The sequence below is a fragment of the Peptococcus simiae genome (genome assembly GCF_046569735.1).
Lineage (GTDB): Bacteria > Bacillota > Peptococcia > Peptococcales > Peptococcaceae > Peptococcus > Peptococcus simiae_A.
The window spans coordinates 1-18053 of sequence record NZ_JBKICG010000003.1 but is presented as its reverse complement, the minus strand read 5'-3'; the positions used below and the strand labels follow the sequence as shown (position 1 = coordinate 18053).

At 45.0% G+C, this 18053-nt stretch carries 16 protein-coding genes; 10 read left to right on the top strand and 6 right to left on the bottom strand.

Features of this window, described 5'->3' with window-relative positions:
* Window positions 1–353: 353 nt before the first annotated feature.
* Complete coding sequence (locus ACLGL1_RS01820; RefSeq protein ID WP_411007087.1) at window positions 354–1262, bottom strand: LysR family transcriptional regulator; 909 nt, start codon at window positions 1260–1262, stop codon at window positions 354–356.
* A gap of 335 nt (window positions 1263–1597) precedes the next feature.
* On the opposite strand from ACLGL1_RS01820, the gene ACLGL1_RS01815 reads away from it, so the two are divergent.
* Genes ACLGL1_RS01815 through ACLGL1_RS01780 form a run of 8 tightly spaced genes read left to right on the top strand, consistent with a single transcriptional unit; the run spans window position 1598 to window position 10164 of the window.
* The gene (locus tag ACLGL1_RS01815) at window positions 1598–3025 is read left to right on the top strand and encodes a Na+/H+ antiporter NhaC family protein (RefSeq protein WP_411007086.1); all 1428 of its coding nucleotides are present in this window, start codon (window positions 1598–1600) and stop codon (window positions 3023–3025) included.
* Between the two features lie 27 nt (window positions 3026–3052).
* Window positions 3053–3244 carry a ferredoxin family protein gene (locus ACLGL1_RS01810; RefSeq protein WP_411007085.1) on the top strand — a complete coding sequence of 64 codons (192 nt, stop codon included), beginning with the start codon at window positions 3053–3055 and terminating at the stop codon, window positions 3242–3244.
* Window positions 3245–3246: 2 nt separating this feature from the next.
* On the top strand, window positions 3247–4377 hold the full coding sequence (locus ACLGL1_RS01805; RefSeq protein ID WP_411007084.1) for a 2-oxoacid:acceptor oxidoreductase subunit alpha: 1131 nt from the start codon (window positions 3247–3249) through the stop codon (window positions 4375–4377).
* Window positions 4377–5789, top strand: coding sequence for a thiamine pyrophosphate-dependent enzyme (locus tag ACLGL1_RS01800; RefSeq protein WP_411007083.1), 1413 nt, complete (start codon window positions 4377–4379; stop codon window positions 5787–5789). Before ACLGL1_RS01805 ends, ACLGL1_RS01800 begins: the two co-directional genes overlap by 1 nt.
* Before the next feature lie 22 nt (window positions 5790–5811).
* Complete coding sequence (locus tag ACLGL1_RS01795; RefSeq protein WP_411007082.1) at window positions 5812–6966, top strand: pyridoxal phosphate-dependent aminotransferase; 1155 nt, start codon at window positions 5812–5814, stop codon at window positions 6964–6966.
* Entirely contained in the window at window positions 6966–7949 is a 984-nt protein-coding gene (locus tag ACLGL1_RS01790) for a CoA transferase subunit A (protein ID WP_411007081.1), read from the top strand. The genes ACLGL1_RS01795 and ACLGL1_RS01790 overlap by 1 nt, the downstream gene beginning before the upstream one ends.
* A gap of 5 nt (window positions 7950–7954) precedes the next feature.
* Window positions 7955–8719 carry a CoA-transferase subunit beta gene (locus ACLGL1_RS01785; protein WP_411007080.1) on the top strand — a complete coding sequence of 255 codons (765 nt, stop codon included), beginning with the start codon at window positions 7955–7957 and terminating at the stop codon, window positions 8717–8719.
* A gap of 29 nt (window positions 8720–8748) precedes the next feature.
* Window positions 8749–10164 carry a sodium:solute symporter family protein gene (locus ACLGL1_RS01780; protein WP_411007079.1) on the top strand — a complete coding sequence of 472 codons (1416 nt, stop codon included), beginning with the start codon at window positions 8749–8751 and terminating at the stop codon, window positions 10162–10164.
* A 583-nt stretch (window positions 10165–10747) separates the two neighbouring features.
* Here ACLGL1_RS01780 and ACLGL1_RS01775 read toward each other — a convergent pair.
* The 5 genes from ACLGL1_RS01775 to ACLGL1_RS01755 all read right to left on the bottom strand — a co-directional run bounded on the left by ACLGL1_RS01775 (window position 10748) and on the right by ACLGL1_RS01755 (window position 16104).
* Complete coding sequence (locus ACLGL1_RS01775; RefSeq protein WP_411007078.1) at window positions 10748–11404, bottom strand: hypothetical protein; 657 nt, start codon at window positions 11402–11404, stop codon at window positions 10748–10750.
* A gap of 259 nt (window positions 11405–11663) precedes the next feature.
* Window positions 11664–12845, bottom strand: a complete 1182-nt coding sequence (locus ACLGL1_RS01770) for a M20 metallopeptidase family protein (RefSeq protein ID WP_411007077.1) — start codon at window positions 12843–12845, stop codon at window positions 11664–11666.
* Between the two features lie 292 nt (window positions 12846–13137).
* Window positions 13138–13650 carry a hypothetical protein gene (locus ACLGL1_RS01765; protein ID WP_411007076.1) on the bottom strand — a complete coding sequence of 171 codons (513 nt, stop codon included), beginning with the start codon at window positions 13648–13650 and terminating at the stop codon, window positions 13138–13140.
* A gap of 9 nt (window positions 13651–13659) precedes the next feature.
* Window positions 13660–14688 (bottom strand): peptide-methionine (S)-S-oxide reductase MsrA, encoded by a 1029-nt coding sequence (gene msrA / locus ACLGL1_RS01760; RefSeq protein ID WP_411007075.1) that lies wholly within the window; start codon window positions 14686–14688, stop codon window positions 13660–13662.
* A 15-nt stretch (window positions 14689–14703) separates the two neighbouring features.
* A complete protein-coding gene (locus ACLGL1_RS01755; protein ID WP_411007074.1) occupies window positions 14704–16104 on the bottom strand; it encodes an aminopeptidase in 1401 nt (466 codons plus the stop codon).
* A gap of 123 nt (window positions 16105–16227) precedes the next feature.
* On the opposite strand from ACLGL1_RS01755, the gene ACLGL1_RS01750 reads away from it, so the two are divergent.
* Together ACLGL1_RS01750 and ACLGL1_RS01745 are read left to right on the top strand one after the other, a co-directional pair.
* Window positions 16228–17085: a histidinol-phosphatase HisJ family protein gene (locus tag ACLGL1_RS01750; RefSeq protein WP_411007073.1), complete on the top strand. Its 858-nt coding sequence runs from the start codon at window positions 16228–16230 to the stop codon at window positions 17083–17085.
* 24 nt (window positions 17086–17109) lie between these two features.
* Window positions 17110–17949 (top strand): sulfurtransferase, encoded by an 840-nt coding sequence (locus tag ACLGL1_RS01745; RefSeq protein WP_411007072.1) that lies wholly within the window; start codon window positions 17110–17112, stop codon window positions 17947–17949.
* Window positions 17950–18053: the final 104 nt, after the last annotated feature.

Sequence of the window (18053 nt, the reverse complement as noted above, 5' to 3'; positions counted from 1 at the left end):
ATAGAGTGACCCCCTAAAGTTGGACTTTGTGGTCCAACTTTAGGGGGTTAGTTCATGTTTCTGAGTCACTCATACTTTTTTCTATGGCTGTTTTGGCATTTAGGTCATAGTTTTGCTTTCCGCCATCTCTAACACTCGTTCTGGGTTGATATAGTACCATTGTCGTACAGTACCTTTAGGAATGCCAAGATGATATGATGTATATTTGAACCTAGATCCTTGTTCAGACAATTTAGGTTGAAAACTTTTGTTTTATGAGGAATGGCTACTTGAAACTAATATGATGCTACCACAGTATTGCAAGCAAAAATAAATGGGTTTGTAAAGATTGGATTTGAGAAATAAATGCTTTATTAGTTAGTCATAGAATAATCAGAGCGTTTTTCTTTAGAGTTCAAATTGTTAAAAAATTTGATTGTGTAATTTGCAAAGTTTTGGGTATCTGAGGATGGTTTCTTTGGTAGTGCGATAACAATTTTGCGTTTTATGGGAGGGATTAATTTTTTGAGATGCACGCCTGCGGGTGGATTATGAAGACTAAGTGCGGGAAGAATCGTTACTCCCTTTCCGGCAGACACCATCTCCAGGATAAAACTATCATCTTCTGAATTGATAATTATTTCATTCTCGTAAGTGGCATTAAAGATATTTCCTTGGTAATTATTATTAAATACAGGGTTAATTGGTGACCGCAATATACAAAATTTGTTTAGTTCTTCTCTTGTGATATATTTTTCTCTTGTCGTTTCAAAAGAATCTGGAATTACGGCAAAAATATTATCTTCTAAAATGGGGGTAGAGTTAAATTCTTCAAAATACAAGGCGTTCCCTATACTCATATCGATAATATTATTTTTAAGATCTGTCCCTAATGATGTGGATCCAATATTAATTTCGAATTTTACATAGGGGTGAATTTCCTGGTAGGAGCTGATTAAATCAAACATAAATGCATGGCTTATACTTGCATGGGTTCCTATTCTGATAACTGGAATACTGTCTGATGAAATTTTATGAGCTTCTTTTAATAAAGCAGAAAGAGCGGAACTTGCTTCTTCAATAAAAGGCATTATCATTTCGCCAGATTTCGTCAGTACTATACCGCGATTCGTTCTTTTTAGTACTTCAAAGCCTAATTCGTTTTCTAAACTGTTCATCATTTGTGTTACAGCGGACTGTGTACAATTAAGTTCTTCGGCTGCTGCACTCATACTTCCATATTTAAGGATAATGAGTAGACTGTGCAATTTCCTATCATCCATATTATCTCCTCCAATCTACCTAATATAGAAAAACAGTATAGGAAAAAATACAGCCAACAAGAGGTGAAAATTAAAAAAAGAGTAATTAAATAAGATTCTAAGAGAATATGGTATGGTGCATCTTTTGTAATATTTTAAGGCCAATAGTCAAGTATAGCAAACCTTTTTTTATATTGTCATCAATATTAGCTTCTCTGATAAGGGTATCAAAAAAACTATCTTCCGAATTTTGAGAATAATCGGTATTATCATACAAAAGAGATTATTAATAATCTGCAAAACCCATATGGAAGTTGGTAAACACTTGGCAAATCACTTAGAGGGAGGTAAATGTTATGAAAATATTGAAAAAAAAGGAAAGAAAAAAACCAAGTTTCAAATACTCACTTCTGACGATGGTTGTAACTTTTGGCTTTATTATGATTCTTGCGCTTGGTTTAGGTGCATCAATTAATGCTTTGTTTTTTATAGCTTGGTTGATTGCTGTAGCTTTTGGACTAGGCACAGGGACATCATATAAGGAACTGCAGAATGGGATTGCTGATAACTGTAAGAAGGCCGTAGTGCCGGCAATGATAATTCTCAGTGTTGGTGCTCTAGTTGGAACATGGAATGCTGCAGGTACAGTACCAATGATTATTAGTTTTGGCGTAAAAACAATTTCGCCAAATATTTTCCCAATATCAGCTTTTACGCTTTGTCTTGTAACTGCACTTGCCACAGGAACCTCTTGGGGAACTTTTGGGACGGCAGGTGTTGCACTTTCGGCAATAGGACTCAGCCTAGGTGTTGATCCGGTTTTAACTGCTGGTGCAGTCTGTTCCGGCGCTTTCTTTGGCGATACAATTTCTCCTGCATCTGATAGCCCAAATTTGGCTGCTGCTGTATCTGGTGTTGACTTGTTTGCAGGTATTGCTTATCAGGCCAGAGTAACAGTTCCTTCAGCGATGATATGCTGTATTATGTACTATTTCTTTGGGCTTCAATATGCTGGAGGAGCAGTAGATAATTCTATGATTAATAAAATTGCAGGTGCTATAGACGGTAACTATAATATGTCGTTTATTCCACTCATACCGGCAATTATAGTCATCACGATGCTCGTTATGAAAATTCCTTCTATTCCGTCATTGTTATGTGGAGCAGTTTCTGGCGGTATTGTAGCTATCGTTTATCAAAAGCAGACTGCATTGGATACAATTACATTTTTTTGGAAAGGATTTTCAATTGATACGGGTGAAGAATTTGTAAATACGTTGCTCAATCGTGGCGGTGTTATGGGGATGGCTTCAACAGCGATTATGTTTTTCCTAGCATTCGGGTTATTTGGAATTTTGAATGCTGCGGGAATTATAGATTCTTTTGTGGAGCCATTTACCAGCAAAATGAACAGCAAGTTTTCTTTGGTTGTATCTAGTATGCTAATGGGCGTGTTTGGGACTGTTGTTGGAGCATCTATGAATTTTTCGTATGCTTTTGCAGGGAGTATTATGCAACCGGTATTCGATAAAAAAGGATTAGATAGAAGAGCTTTGATGAGAGCACTGGGTGTTGGATGTACAGCATTAGCTGTACTTATTCCATGGAGCTTGAGTACTCAAGTCGCTGCTCCATTTTTGGACGTAGAGCCACTTGATCTTATTAAGTATAACTGCTTTTTGTATGTGTCACCCGTAGTCTTAGTCCTTTGGACTAAGTTTGGCAAAGACACTAAGTGGAAAAGTGAATTGGATTCTGAGTTGATAGAAAAAATTTATGCATGAGGAATCTAGCGAAAGGAAGGGAGTATTATGAACACAATCGTCATCAATGAGAAATGGTGTAAGCAATGCGGGATATGTGCAACATTTTGCCCTAAAAAAGTTTACGATCGAGATGAGGATGGGCGACCATTACCGTCTAGAGAAATTGACTGTATCGGATGCTTGATGTGTGAAAAACGTTGTCCTGAGTTTGCAATTAAAGTGAAAAAGGAGGATTAAAAATGGGCGAATACAGATTTATGCAAGGTAATGCTGCTATGACCGAAGGGGCTATAGCAGCTGGCGCTCGTTTTTATGCAGGATATCCGATTACACCTTCTAGTGAAGTGGCAGAAACTTCTTCTGTTAGACTTCCTGAAGTTGGAGGCCTGTATATCCAAATGGAAGATGAAATAGGTAGTATAGCCGCACTAATAGGCGCCTCTCTATCTGGGAAAAAATCCTACACAGCTACCAGTGGCCCAGGTTTATCTTTGATGGCAGAAAACTTAGGCGTTGCAATTATGGCTGAAGTACCATGTGTTTTAATTGATGTTCAACGTTCTGGTCCGAGTACAGGTTTAGCAACTAAGCCTGCTCAGGGTGATGTAATGCAGTCGCGCTGGGGTACTCACGGTGACCACTCTATTATAGTAATTTCCCCATCTTCTGTTCAGGATTGTTTTGACTACATGATTAAAGCATTTAATTATGCTGAAATCTATCGTACTCCGGTAATCTTTTTAGCAGATGAAATAGTGGGTCACTTAAGGGAACAATGCATTATTAGAAGCCCGGAAGAAATTGAAGTAGTTGACCGCCCGACTCCTCTTTGTAGCCCTCAAGACTATAAGCCCTTTGAACATGATGGAAAAACAACGCCTCTTGCCTCCTATGGTAGCGACTATGTATTTAAAGTTAATGGTAGTATGCATGATGAGTATGGCAATGCTTGTGCAGTGCCAGCTAACGCAAATAGGATTATCCGGCACCTTTCAAATAAGATTGAACAACATGTTGATGACATCTCTATTGTACGAAAATACAACATGGAGGATGCGGAAGTAGCTCTCATTGCCTATGGTGGAACTGCAAGATCAGCATTAGGGGCGATGCAAAAAGCAAGAGAAGCGGGAATAAAAGCAGGCGTTCTTCAAATCGTTACGATTTGGCCGGTGCCAGAAAAAGAAATTCTGGAAGTTATGAATTCTGTTAAAGCGGTGGTAGTTCCTGAAATGAATCTAGGTCAGTATATAGGTGAAATCAGACAACGTAATCCAAGGAATATACCGGTAGTAGGTGTGAATCGTATAGATGGGCAACCGATAGAACCGGCTCAGATTTTAGCGAAGATGAAGGAGGTTCTAGAATAATGCTTAAAGATTATTTGCTCGTAGAAAAATTCCCACTTTTTTGGTGTTCAGGATGCGGTAATGGTATTGCATTACAAGCCATTGTTAGAAATATGGATAAAAGGAACTGGACGAGGAAAAATACAGTAGTTGCGACTGGTATTGGTTGTTGGGGTAAGGCTGATGACTATCTTAGTACCAACCGTATACATGGGACTCATGGTAGAGCTCTGCCTTTTTCAACTGGGGTTAAATTAGCTAATCCTAAACTAAATGTAATTACAATTATGGGTGATGGGGATGGCATTACTATTGGTGGTAATCATTTGATTCATGCAGCAAGAAGAAATGTTGATGTAACAGCGATTATGGTCAACAACTTAAACTATGGGATGACTGGCGGTCAATATTCAGGCACAACACCAAAGAGTTCTTTAACAAAAACGTCTGTTTATGGACATGTTGAAAACGGTTTTGATGTATGTGGGGTTGTTAAAGCAGCCGGTGGTAGCTTTGTTGCAAGATGTACCGTTTACGATGTGAATCAATTGGAAAAAATTATAGGGCAAGCTATGGATCATAAAGGCTTTTCCTTTGTTGAAATTATTTCTCCTTGTCCTACCCATTTTGGCCGCAACAATAAGCTAGGTGATGCACCTGCAATGATGAAATTGATAAAAGAAAACACTATTTCAATTAAACAAGCAGAAGGACTTGATTTTGAAGAATTAAGGGGCAAATTTGTAACTGGTATTTTTGAGAATCGTGAACAAGAAGACTACTCAACAGCATATCAAAAGATTATTGATGGGCTTCAAATAAAACAAAAGGTTGAAGATAAAGATGAGCCGAAAGAGCAATTTATAGAAAACGATGTGTCTGCAGCCCCTGGCCGTAAAGAAATCACAATTAGCGGTGTTGGTGGCCAGGGGATGATTTTGTGCGGTACCATGATTGCTAATGCTTCCGCTATTAATGACCATAAAAACGCAACACTATCAACAGAATACGGGACAGAAACACGCGGTACTTTTGCCAAGGCGGATGTTATTTCAAGCGATGATGAAATTTTCTTCCCAGATGTTACGGATCCGGATTTGGTTGTATGTCTTCACCAGATTGCCTATGAAAGATACACGGGAAAACTTAGCGAAAAATCAAAGATTATTTATAATTCGGACGAGGTAACGCCAGACCTGGCTCAAAGTCATAAAGAAATAGGGATTCCGATTACTAAAATTGCTAAGGAAATAGGGAATACCGCTGTCGCAAATATCGTAACGCTCGGTATTATAGCGGGGTATACAGGCGTGGTTTCTCATTCTGGTGCTAAAGAACAAATCCAGAGTTTCTTTGGTTCAAAGAGCGATAAGATTTTACAAATGAATTATCAGGCTTTTGACAAAGGTGTAGAAGTGGCCAAATATTTATAAGAATTGGATTAAGGAGGACAACATGAGATTAAGTGATAGGTTAGATAGACTTCCTGTTTCCGGAATCAGAAAAATGTTTTCTCTAGCTGAAAAATATGATGATACAATTAACCTTTGTATAGGCGAACCTGGATTTGATACACCGAGTCATATTATTGAAAAAGGGTGTTGGGCACTACAAAATGGATACACCAAATATGTAGCCAATGCTGGCATTATGCCGCTTAGAGAAGCTCTTGCTGACAAAATGAATTGCGATAATGGCTTTAATGTAAAAGCGGAAAATATCATGGTTAATTTTGGTGCAGGGCAAGCGTTGATGGAAACCATGCAGGTCATTCTTAACCCTGGTGATGATATTCTTGTTCCAAACCCGTGCTTTTCAAATTACTTTGGTTATATAGCTTTGGCGGGTGCTAATGCTATTACTGTCCCAACCTATGAAAAAGACCATTTTCATATTAAGGCTGAGATATTAGAAAAATATATTACGGAAAAAACAAAAGCGATTTTTATCAATACCCCTTGTAATCCTACTGGTGCGGTGACCCCTTTAGAAGATTTAGAAAAAATTGCAGAGTTAGCAAAAAAATATGACCTAATTATTGTTTCTGATGAACCTTATGAAAAGATTATTTTTGACAATAATAAGCATGTAAGTATTGGCTCATTACCGGGAATGTTTGAAAGAACAATTACGGTAAATAGCTTTTCTAAAACTTATGCTATGACTGGCTGGAGATTAGGCTATGCAGTGGCACCGGCAGAAGTAATTAAAGCAATGATTCAAGTTCAGGGTCCTTTAACAGCTAATGTAACTGCTGCTATGCAGTTTGGTGGTATTGCAGCACTAACAGAAAGCCAAAGCTGTGTTAACGAAATGGTTCAAGAGTATTTGAAACGACGCAATATTTTAGTTAAGGGACTTAATGAAATTAAAGGGATTTCTTGCCTAATGCCAGAAGGAGCCTTTTATGCATTTGCTAATATTCAAGACGTGGGGATGTCTGCTAAGGATGTAGCCATTAAGCTTTTAGATGAGGTTCAAGTAGTAACAACACCAGGAGATGCCTTTGGTCCTGCCGGTGAAGGTTTCCTAAGATTTTCTTTTGCAGCGTCAGAAGATAATATTGTAGCAGCTCTTGAACGAATGAAAAACTGTCTAGGAGAAAAATGATGGTTACTAAGGTAATGACAGAAAGAGAAGCAATTTCTAAATTTGTTAACGATGGGGATGTTTTGACGCTCGGCGGTTTTTCTACAAACCGCCGAGCTTATGGATTGGTACATGAAGTAATACGGCAAAAAAAATGCCATTTAATTCTAGAAAGTGGACCATCAGGCGGGGATAGCGACATGCTGATTGGTTCAGGTAATGTGGATATTTTTATTAACTCATATATAGCCAATGCAGGATATACAAATGTAAGTCGTCGATTTAGAGAAGCTGTTGAAACCGGAAAAATCATGTTCGAGGATTATTCTTTAGATGTGCAGACGATTGCATATCATGGAGCTGCTCTTGGATTACCGTATGTTCCTGTGAAAAATATGCTGGGGTCTGATTTAGAAAAATATTGGGGGATACCAGAAAACGAACGGAAAAAAGTAAAGAAAATATCTGATAAAAAATTTATAGTTCAAGAAAACCCCTTTAAAGCTGGGGATATACTTTGTTTGGTACCAACACCAAAGATTGATGTAGCCTTGATTCATGCTCAAAAAGCTAGTCCTGACGGTACGGTGAAAATTGAGGGACCTTCATTTCAAGATATAGATATAGCTATAGCGGCGAAGCACACTATTATTTCGTGTGAGGAGCTCGTTTCGAATGAGGAAATGCACAACAATCCACAAGAAAATTCACTTCCAGGATTATGCGTTGATGCAGTTGTATTGATGCCTTATGGAGCTCATCCCTCACAATGTTTTGGATACTATGATTATGATAGCAAGTTTTTTTGGGAATATGATATGGCGAGTAGATCTCAGAAAGATTTTGATAAGTTCATGATAGAAAATATTCTTTCACTAACTGACCATAAGGAGTATGCAGATAAAATAGGAGATAAGCAATTAAAAAAATTGCATGTTGATAAACAGTTTGGATATGTTCCGGATGTAGATAGAAGTAAAAATGCAGTTTTAGGGAAGAAGTGAAGTAAATGGAATGGACATCGAAGGAAATGATGGCGGTTGCTCTTGCCAGATGTATTGAAAATGGTAAAACCTATATTGTAGGTACAGGACTTCCATTAATTGGAGGAGCATTAGCAAAAAATACACATGCACCTCACGCACGTTTACTTTTTGAGTCCGGAATTATTGAAGGGGACCCATTAGAAGTTCCAACAAGCGTTTCGGACCTGAGAATTTGCCATGGTGCTTCAGTTTTATGGCCTCAGTTTAGATATTTTGGTTTAGAGACCATAGAAACCAATCGAGGTAGTATCGCAGGAGGGTTTCTTGGTGGGGCAGAAATAGACCCTTATGGAAACTTGAATTCTACGAGTATAGGGGATTACTGGAAGCCTACGACTAGATTTTCCGGATCGGGTGGGGCTAATGGGATTTCAACCTATTGTGATACATTTATTGTAATGAAACATCAGAAGAGACGCTTTTCTGAACATGTGGATTATATTACAAGTCCAGGATGGATAGATGGACCGGAAGGAAGACGTAAAAATGGATTAAACCCAGACAAAGGACCTCGTGCTGTAGTTACAGAGTTAGGTATTATGCGATTTAATGAGAATAAAAGGATGTATCTCTCTGAATATTTTGAAGGTGTGACACCAGAACAAGTACAAGATAATACCGGCTTTGATATTGACATATCAAAAGCTCATTTGGCAAAGCCACCTTCGCAAGAGGAATTAAGTATACTTAGGGAAAAAGTTGATCCGAAAGGTCTTATGACTAGATAGGTGGTTAAAAGTAAGATAGAGGTTCTCATATGAATATAATAACAATGTTAGGGATTGTTGTAGCTGTTGTATTAATCGCTGGTTTAGCGATTCATACAGGAGCTAAGACTATCAATGATGAGACAAATGATAATAATGCTGCGGTGATAGCTGGTGTTATTATGGGCACACTAGTAGGCGGTAGTTCAACCGTAGGGACTGCCCAGTTGGCGTATGATTATGGATTTTCGGCATGGTGGTTTACTTTGGGAGGAGGCATAGCATGTTTTATACTAGGTCTTCTATATGTTAAGCCCTTGCGGCGGGGAAATAATGCAACCTTAGTAGGTATGATTCGAGATGAATATGGTCCAACAGCAGGTATATCTGCAACTCTTCTAAACTCTTTAGGTACATTTATAAATATCATATCACAGCTATTGGCTGCATCAGCAGTTGTTCTTATTGTATTTCCTGAGGCTAGAACTGTAGTAACTGTTTTAATTGCAGCATTCTTTATGGTTTTATATGTAGTTTTTGGTGGCACGAAAGGGGCGGGTATAGTAGGAATTCTTAAACTTGCTCTGCTTTACATTTCAATGGTTGCATGTGGCTTAACTGTGTTGAAAGAAGTGGGGGGCATAACCCCATTCATAGATATGGTTGGATTGCTTAAAGAAAAAACAAATGTCAATTACTTTAGCGTTTTTTGTAGAGGGTTCAGATTCGATTTTGGATCATGCATGTCTTTAGTGTTTGGTGTACTAACTACACAAACGTATGCTCAAGGCGTATTATCGGGACGTAGCGATCAAGCAGCAAGACTAGGGGCGTTTGTATCTGCTTTAATGATTCCTCCTATTGGTATTTTTGGAATTATGGTCGGTCTATATATGCGTTCGGTAACGGATTCGTCCACTTTTATTGCTAAGACTGCATTGACTCAATTTGTCCTTACGCAAATGCCGGATTTTATAGGTGGTATTGTTCTGGGGACGCTTTTTATTGCTAGTGTTGGAACAGGCGCAGGGCTAGCACTTGGGATTGCAACCGTAATTAGAAGAGATTTAATTCAAAAAATATCTAGTAATTTTCAAAAGCAGGATGCAAATGGGCTTCTGCAAAAAATATTAATAGTAATTATTTTAATATGTGCGAGTGCTTTATCTAGTGGTGCTCTTGGGGATACCATACTTAATTTTGCATTTATGTCTATGGGGTTACGTGGTGCGACCGTATTTGCTCCTCTGTGCTTCATATTATGGGGTAAGCGTAAGGTATCTAAAGGATGGGCAACGGTTTCGATAATTGTTGGTCCAGTTGTTGTTCTATTATTCCAAACAGTGCCTATTTTAAATAGCCTATTAAATGGATGGAATTCTTTATTTCCAGGAATCATTTCTGCAGTATTCATTATGGCACTTGGATATATGAAGGCGAGGAAGGATATTACTTATAATAGGTAGCAATTTCACTAAATTAGCTTTCACCGTTATTGTTAACTCACTATAAGTGGAAATTATCGAAAAAGCAAAATATAAGATTGTATGAGTCGTTTTGTGCTCTTTCTATTTCTGGGTTAACAAACAGAAAGAGCCGAACGGCTCATTTTTCATATTAACTTATATTAGACAACTGGAGGGATATAGTTGCATCAATAAAGTTGGTGTAAAAACTACTATAAGCTCTGGATGAGGAATGCCAGTTTTGATGTTGACTAATACAGCTCTGGTTAAGCGATTCGCTGCCCTAGCATTCGGAAAATATGGGCCACTTTCGCCCTCCGCCTGATTTTTTGACTCAATTTTTTACGGAAGGCTTGCGATTCTTTTTGGAAACACGAAGCGTTAAATGTGACCCATATAAATTGTTAATCATGCTCATGCTTGTACCCTCCAAACCTTGATGTAGTCATTCCGTTTGGGGCTCCCTATATTGCTAAATTGTTGTCTTTGGTATATTTAGAGTACATGCTTGGATAGCATTAAAATAAAGATCGGTGATATCTAGCTGTATATCCAGCTGATTTTGGTGGGTTCATTTTCTGCTCTAGCTGATATCCTTAGGTTGAATGATTTGTAATATTTTTAAATCATTAATAAGAGTATCGTACTTTTGGTATCGCATGTACCGCACTCCTTCTACTAACCCATATACGATAATACTTCCTATTACTAGGATCAATAAGATACTTGCAGCTAACTCTACTTGATCAACAGTCGATTTATTGACTATTATGTTATCAAAAACGACTAGCAGGACCGGTATTGCCATAACACCCATGGGTTCGACAAAAAAAGTTTTCAAATCTTTAGAAAGCTGATATTTTTTCTCCTTGATGTCTTCAATAATAACCTGGATTTTTTCTGTATCATCGACACATATCTTTTCTCTTATCAACAATCTTTTCAGATACTTCACTCTTAGTAAGTCATTCTTTGTAATAATTTTTTCGGCATTTGCTATTTTTTCCTTCATAAAATGATGAATAAAGGATAGATAAAGCCACCAACTTGAGAAAATAAAAAGTAATATGATTAAACTGCATTTAATATCATATGTAATATAGCTAAACAATGTAAAGCATATTGCACCTATCCCCAAGATAAAGGTTAAAGTGTTAATATCTTTTGCCCATTTAGGAGCGGGCTGTTTTGCCATATTTTTAATTTTTTCATATTCATACATGAGCTTAGGAATATTCATAATAACCTCTTTCCATAACTGAATTAATTTTTCTAAGTATTCCCTATAAAAATGGGGCTGTTGCAAAATAGCCCCTCTAACAAACAAAGTCCCAGCTCAAAAAAATGAGGAGGGACTTTGTTTATGGATATATCCATGTAAGCTTATAATATATAGCTAAGGAGAATTTTATAAATCAATTAGGGCTAAGTTTGTCTGCAATCCAGGAGCTGTGTCGAATGATTTTACTCATTCTGACACACCCCCTTTTGTATTTGTCTTAGGCTTCCAGGGCGACGGCGGTAAAGACGGCGGCGCCGATGGGGAGGGCGTCTTCGTTGAGGATGACTTTGGGGTTATGGAGGATGTTGCAGTCCTGGCTATCGGCGGACCGGGACCCGATCCGGAGGAAGGCGGCGGGGACTTGGGCGGCGACGAGGGCGAAGTCTTCGGAGGCGTTGAGGAGGCCGCCTTCTTCCAGGGTCAGGCGCTGGTCGGTGCCGGCGGCTTCTTCGGCGCTGTTGATGGCCTGGAGGGCGCCTTTTAACTGGCGGATGCGGTCAGGGTCGGTAATGTTGGCGGGGATGCTGTAGTCCCAGGTGACCTGGGCGCTGCCCCGGAAGCTTTCGGCTGTGAGCCGGCTGACGGTTTCCAGTCGGTCTTTTAAGAAGGTCCGGACGTCCGGGTCCATGGCCCGGAGGGTGCCGGTGAGGATGGCCTGGTCGGGGATGATGTTGCCGGTGGTGCCGGCCTGGAAGGTGCCGATGGTCAGGAGGGCTTCGGTTTGGTAGTTGATTTCCCGGGCGATGAGGGTTTGTAGGGCCAGGTGGAGGTGGGCGCCGATATTAATAGGGTCAACCCCTTCCTGGGCCGAGGCTCCGTGGCAGCCCTGGCCTTGGATGGTGATCGTAAAGCCGTCTACCGAGGGCATGAAGGGGCCTTCGGTCAGGGCGACGGTGCCCACCGGGAGGGTGGGCATATTGTGGACGGCAAAGGCGTAGTCCACCTGGTTGTCGGCCAGGATGCCGTCATCAATCATGGATTGGGCACCGGCGAAGATTTCTTCAGCGGGCTGGAACATAAAGACGATTTTTTGTTGGAGGTCCTTTTCATGGGCCTTTAAGAGTTGGGCGGCCCCCAGGAGCATGGTGGTATGGAGGTCGTGGCCACAGCCATGGCTGACGCCGGGCTTTTCCGAGGCAAAGGGCAGGCCGCTTTCTTCTGTTTGCTCCAGGGCATCCATGTCCGCTCGGAGGAGAAGGGTTTTCTCTCCTTGGCCAAGGCTGGCGGTGACCCCATTTTTACCGCAGGGCTTGGGGTCATAGCCCATGGCCTTCAATTGGTCGCTGACATAGGCAGCGGTTTCTTTGGTATCCAGGCCGACTTCCGGGTTGCGGTGGATATGGCGCCGCCACTGGACCATTTGCTCTTTTAGGGCCTGGGCTTCTTTTAAGTAATGCATAAGGACCTCCTTGTATTTATTCGCAAAATGTGTAAGAAACAATAAAAAACCGGAGATTGGAATTCCAACCTCCGGCCCGCACCGGTCTAAAGGCAACTTCCGGCGCTAGAGTTTTTGCTTTTACCAAGGGTAAAAGCCTGGCAAGCTCAAAGCCCCTGAATTTAATCGTCAGGCGTGAATCGTCATTTAGTAAACAATCGTAAAATACCGGGCGTGCGTTATATTGTCACTAGGTAAACCGGATCCGTTCTTTATTGTAATGACGCTTGCCACCAAAGCTTCTTATCTTTTTTTATTTTTCCAGGGTGGCTAAATTGACTTCGACCTCTGTCCGGGCATTGGACTGGTCGATGGCCAAGGAAATCTGGCTGACCTCTTCTCGGAGGTCGGTTACAATCTGGACGACCTGATCATAGCCGGGCAGGCCGTATTCTACCAGGCCAACGCCATTTTCGGCAGTATAATTGGCCCCGGGGGCATTGTGGATGCTGGTCAGGGGCTCTAAAAGGCGGAGCCGGCGGCGTTTGGCGGTCACTTCATTGAGGAGGTGGCCGGTGCCGGTTTCCCGGTTTTTTTGGTCAATGGCATCTTGCAGGGTCAGGTAGTCGTCTTCCAGGGCCTTCATTTTTTTGAGGGCAGCGGCGACGATGGCTTCCTTCTTGCTGGTATCTGCAGGCTTCCCCTGGTTCACAGACAGGGGGTAGTTCTGAAATTGGACAATGGCGTTCTTGGTCCGGTCTATCTCTGTCTTGAGCTGGCTCAATTGAAAGATGGCTGCCTGCATGGTCATGGTTATCTTGGCCATAGGATCACCTCATTCATCATTCTGGTCGGTATGGATGTCTTTCCCTAGGTCTTCTTCGAAGAGGGGGATTAAATCACTGTACCCTTCTCGGGCCATCTCCTTTAGGGGGATAAAGCGGGTGGCGTAGCCGTTGATACAGTAGCGGAGGCCGCCGGCCTCCCGGGGCCCATCCGGGAAGACGTGGCCCAGGTGGGCGTCACCGACCCGGCTCCGGACTTCGGTCCGGACCATGCCCAGGGAGTGGTCGTCATGGTTGGTCACCAGGGCCTCGTCCAGGGGCTTGGTAAAGCTGGGCCAGCCACAGCCGGCGTTGTACTGGTCGAGGCTGGAAAAGAGGGGCTCTCCGGTGGTGATATCCACATAGATACCGGGCTCCTGGGCGCCGGCGTGCAAGGGGTGACTGAAGGGGCCTTCGGTGGCTGCGTCCTGGGTGATCCGGTAGGCGAGGGGGGAGAGCTTGTCTTTCAAATAGCTGCCGCTGGGCTTGTGGTAGCGGCGGGGGTCCAGGGAGCTGGTCACCACTTCCGGTGGACCGGCCTTTACTTCATTATAAAAGGATTGGGGGATGTGGCAATAACCGCCGGGATTTTTTTCCAGGTAATCCTGGTGGTAGTCTTCGGCGGCGTAGTAGTTCTCCAGGGGTAAGACTTCGACCACCAGGGGCTTTTCGTACCGGCCTGCTTGGGCGGCGACAAAGGCCCGGGCCCGGTCTAAGAGGGCTTCATCCCGGCTGTAGATCCCGGTCCGGTATTGGCTGCCGATGTCTGCACCCTGGCGGTTGAGGCTGGTGGGGTCAATGATCCGGAAAAAGCCGGTGAGGACTTGGTCTAGGGAGAGCTTATCCGGGTCATAATCAATCCGGACGGTTTCTGCTGCCCCGGTGCGGCCGCTGCAGACGGCCTCATAGCTGGGCCCTTCGACCCGGCTTTGGGCATAGCCGACATCTGTATCCTGGACGCCGGGCATGAGCTTGAAATAATGTTCAACGCCCCAAAAACAACCACCGGCTAAGTAAATGCGTTCTGTTTTTGCTGGCATGGGGACCACCTTTCTTTACTGGGCCAGGAAGGCCTGGTAGGCGCGCATGGTCATGTAGCAGTCGGCCTTGGCGGCCAGTTCGATGGGGGCGTGCATGGAGAGCATGGGAACACCACAGTCTACCACTTCGGCGCCCCGGTTGGCCAGGATATAGGCGATGGTGCCACCGCCGCCCTGGTCAACCTTGCCCAGCTCACCCATCTGCCAGAGGACGCCGGCGTCATCGAAGATTTTGCGGATGTCTTGTAAAAATTCAGCATTGGCATCATTGGACCCGCTCTTGCCCCGGGCCCCGGTGTATTTATTAATGGAGACACCTCGGCCGATGAAGGCGGTGTTCCGCTTGTCCATGACTTCCGGGAAGCTGGGGTCCAGGGCGGCGGTTACATCGCCGGAGAGGACCCGGCTCTGGCTCAGGGTCCGGCGGAGGTCCAGCTCCCTGCCCCCGGTTAGGTTGAGGAGCTCGGCCAGGGCATTCTCGAAGAAGATGGCGCCCATGCTGGTATTGCCGACAGAGCCAATTTCTTCCTTGTCAACCAGGAGGGCGGCTGCCCAGCGGCTGGGGGTATCCTTCATGTTTAAGAGGCCATCGACGGCGGCAAAGGAACAGGACCGGTCATCGTGGCCATGGGCCGCAATCATGGACCGGTCCAGGCCCACTTCCCGGGCCCGGCCGGCCGGGACGAGTTCTAATTCGGCTAAGAGGAGGTCTTTTTCCACCAGGCCATAGCGGTCGTGGAGAAGGCTTAGGAGCCGGGCCTTAACCGGGTCTTTGACCTCTTCACCCGCCTCGTCGATGAGGGGTTCCAGGCCAAAGACGGCGTTTAGCTGCTCGCCGGTGACCCCTTCGGCCAGGGTCTTGGCATTCTGGTCCTTGCCCAGGTGGGGGAGGAGGTCGGTGATATAGAAGACCGGGTCATCGGGGTCATCGCCGATATTAATGGTGACTTCTGTTCCGTCTTCCCGGTAGGCAATCCCGTGGAGGGCCAGGGGCAGGCAGGTCCACTGGTACTTTTTAATGCCCCCGTAGTAGTGGGTCTTGAGGAGACCCAGGCCCCCGTCTTCATAGAGGGGGTGGCTCTTTAAGTCCAGGCGGGGGGCGTCAATGTGGCTGCCCACAATGTCCAGGCCGGCGGTTAAAGGCTCAGTGCCGGGCATAAAGAGGACGACAGCCTTGTTCTTGTGGTTTAAGTAAAAGCCTTGGCCGGCCTTGGGGGCCTCGCCGGCCTTGATGATATCGTCAAAGGACCGGTAGCCGGCCTCTTGGGCCAGGCGGATAATGGTCTTGGCCGCTTCCCGTTCGGTTTTGGCCGCATCTAAAAACTGCATATACCGGTCGGCATATTGGTTCATGTCTTCTTTTTCTTGGGCGTTAATATGGTCCCAAACGGAATTAATCTTATATTCATGTTCCATAAAAGAACCCTCCATTCTACCTGTCTTTATACCCAAGTCTTTCTAAAATTATTTGCCAACTAGGGGGGACTTCAGTATCATTGTAAGTAGATACAGACGAGTGCTAAGAAAGGACGTGTAAGCATGCTGGTAGAGACCCACTGCCATTCGGCAGCCTTTTCGCCGGATGCCCGGCAGACCCTGGAGGAATTGATCGCTGCCGCCCAGACCCGAGGCTTTGAGGCCCTGGTCTTGACCGACCACTATGACAAGAACTATTTTTCGGATGGGTCCACAGACCAGGTGACCCCCCTGGGCCAGCCGCCGGAGGCCGGGGAATGGATTTTTGACCTGGCCCTTTATGCCGACACCGTCCGCCGGGCCCGGGCCGACTTCCCCGGCCTCCTTTTGGGGATTGAGATTGGCTACCGGCCGGAATTGGCCGAGACCCTGACCCCCTTCCTGGCCCCCTATGGCTTTGACCAGGTCCTGGGCTCTATCCATGCCGTTATGGGCCAGGACCTGGGCGCCCGCCGGGACCACCCCCTCTATGACCTGCCCAAGCAGGCGGCCTATGAAAGGGTCCTGGAGGCCCATCTTGACATGGTGACCTCGGCCTTCCACTTCCAGGTCATGACCCACTTTGACTACCTGACCCGGTATGCCCCCTACCCGGACCCTTCCATCACTTACGCCCCCTTTGCCGACCACTTCGACACCCTGTTCAAGGCCCTGATTGAGCGAGACATCGCCCTAGAAGTCAACCTGCGGACCCGGTACAAGCACTTTGACCAAACCGGCCAGGACCCGGGCCTCTGTGACCCGGCCATCCTGCGCCGCTACCGGGACCTGGGCGGGGATCTCATTACCCTGGCCGGCGATGCCCACCAGCCGGCAGACCTGGGCCGGTTTATGCCGGAGGCCAAGGCCGAACTCAAGGCCCTGGGCTTTCAATCCGGCTACTACTTTAAAGCCGGTCAGCCCATCCGCTACGCCTTATAGGCCCTTATGAGAGGAGAAAAAACCATGGATTTATTTATTACAGCTGAAGCCCTAAGGGATCACTTCGATGAAGTAACGGTCTTTGACCTGCGCTTCCTCCTGGAAGACCTCTCCTACCACCGGGTGGTCTATGAAGAAGGACATATCCCCGGGGCCTTTTACCTGGACTTTGAAGATGACCTGTCCGACCCCAGGGGAGACTTCGGCGGAGACCACCCCTTCCTCCTACCGGACGACTTTGCCCGCCTCTTAGAAGGCTTTGGCCTCAAAGACGACAGCACCGTCGTCCTCTATGATGAGGAATCCCTGATGAGTGCCGCCCGCTTTATCTACCAGAGCCGGTTTGCCGGCCTGTCTATTAAGATCCATATCCTCAAGGGGGGCTATGGGGCTTGGCTGGCCGCCGGCGGCGAAGAAGAAACCGCCATCCCCAAGGCGCCGGGTGGGGGCCACTTATCTATCCAGCCCCGGCCGGACCTTATCTGCAAGCAGGATACCGTCAAAGAAAAAATGGATGACCCGACCAGCCTCTTAATCGATAGCCGGGCCCCCCAGCGCTACCTGGGCCAGGTGGAACCCCGCTACCGGATTGCCGGCCACATCCCCGGGGCCGTCAATTACTTCTTTAAAGACGTCATCGCTGAGGATGGCGGGCTAAAAGACCGGGCCTACCTGGAAGACCACTTTGCCGGCCTGGATAAGTATGATGACATCATCCTGTCCTGCGGCAGCGGCGGTAGTGCCTGCGTCAACAGCCTGGCCCTCCAGGCCCTGGGCATCCCCCACCGGCTCTATAACGGCAGCTACAGCGAATGGGTCGCTAATCCGGATAACCCCGTTAACACCGGGGAAGAGGGGAAGTAAGGCATCCAAATAAATAAAAAAATCTCTCCGAACTAATGAACTGACCCCCTAAAGTTGGACCAAAAAATCCGACTTTAGGGGGTCTTTGCATGGCAAAATATAGC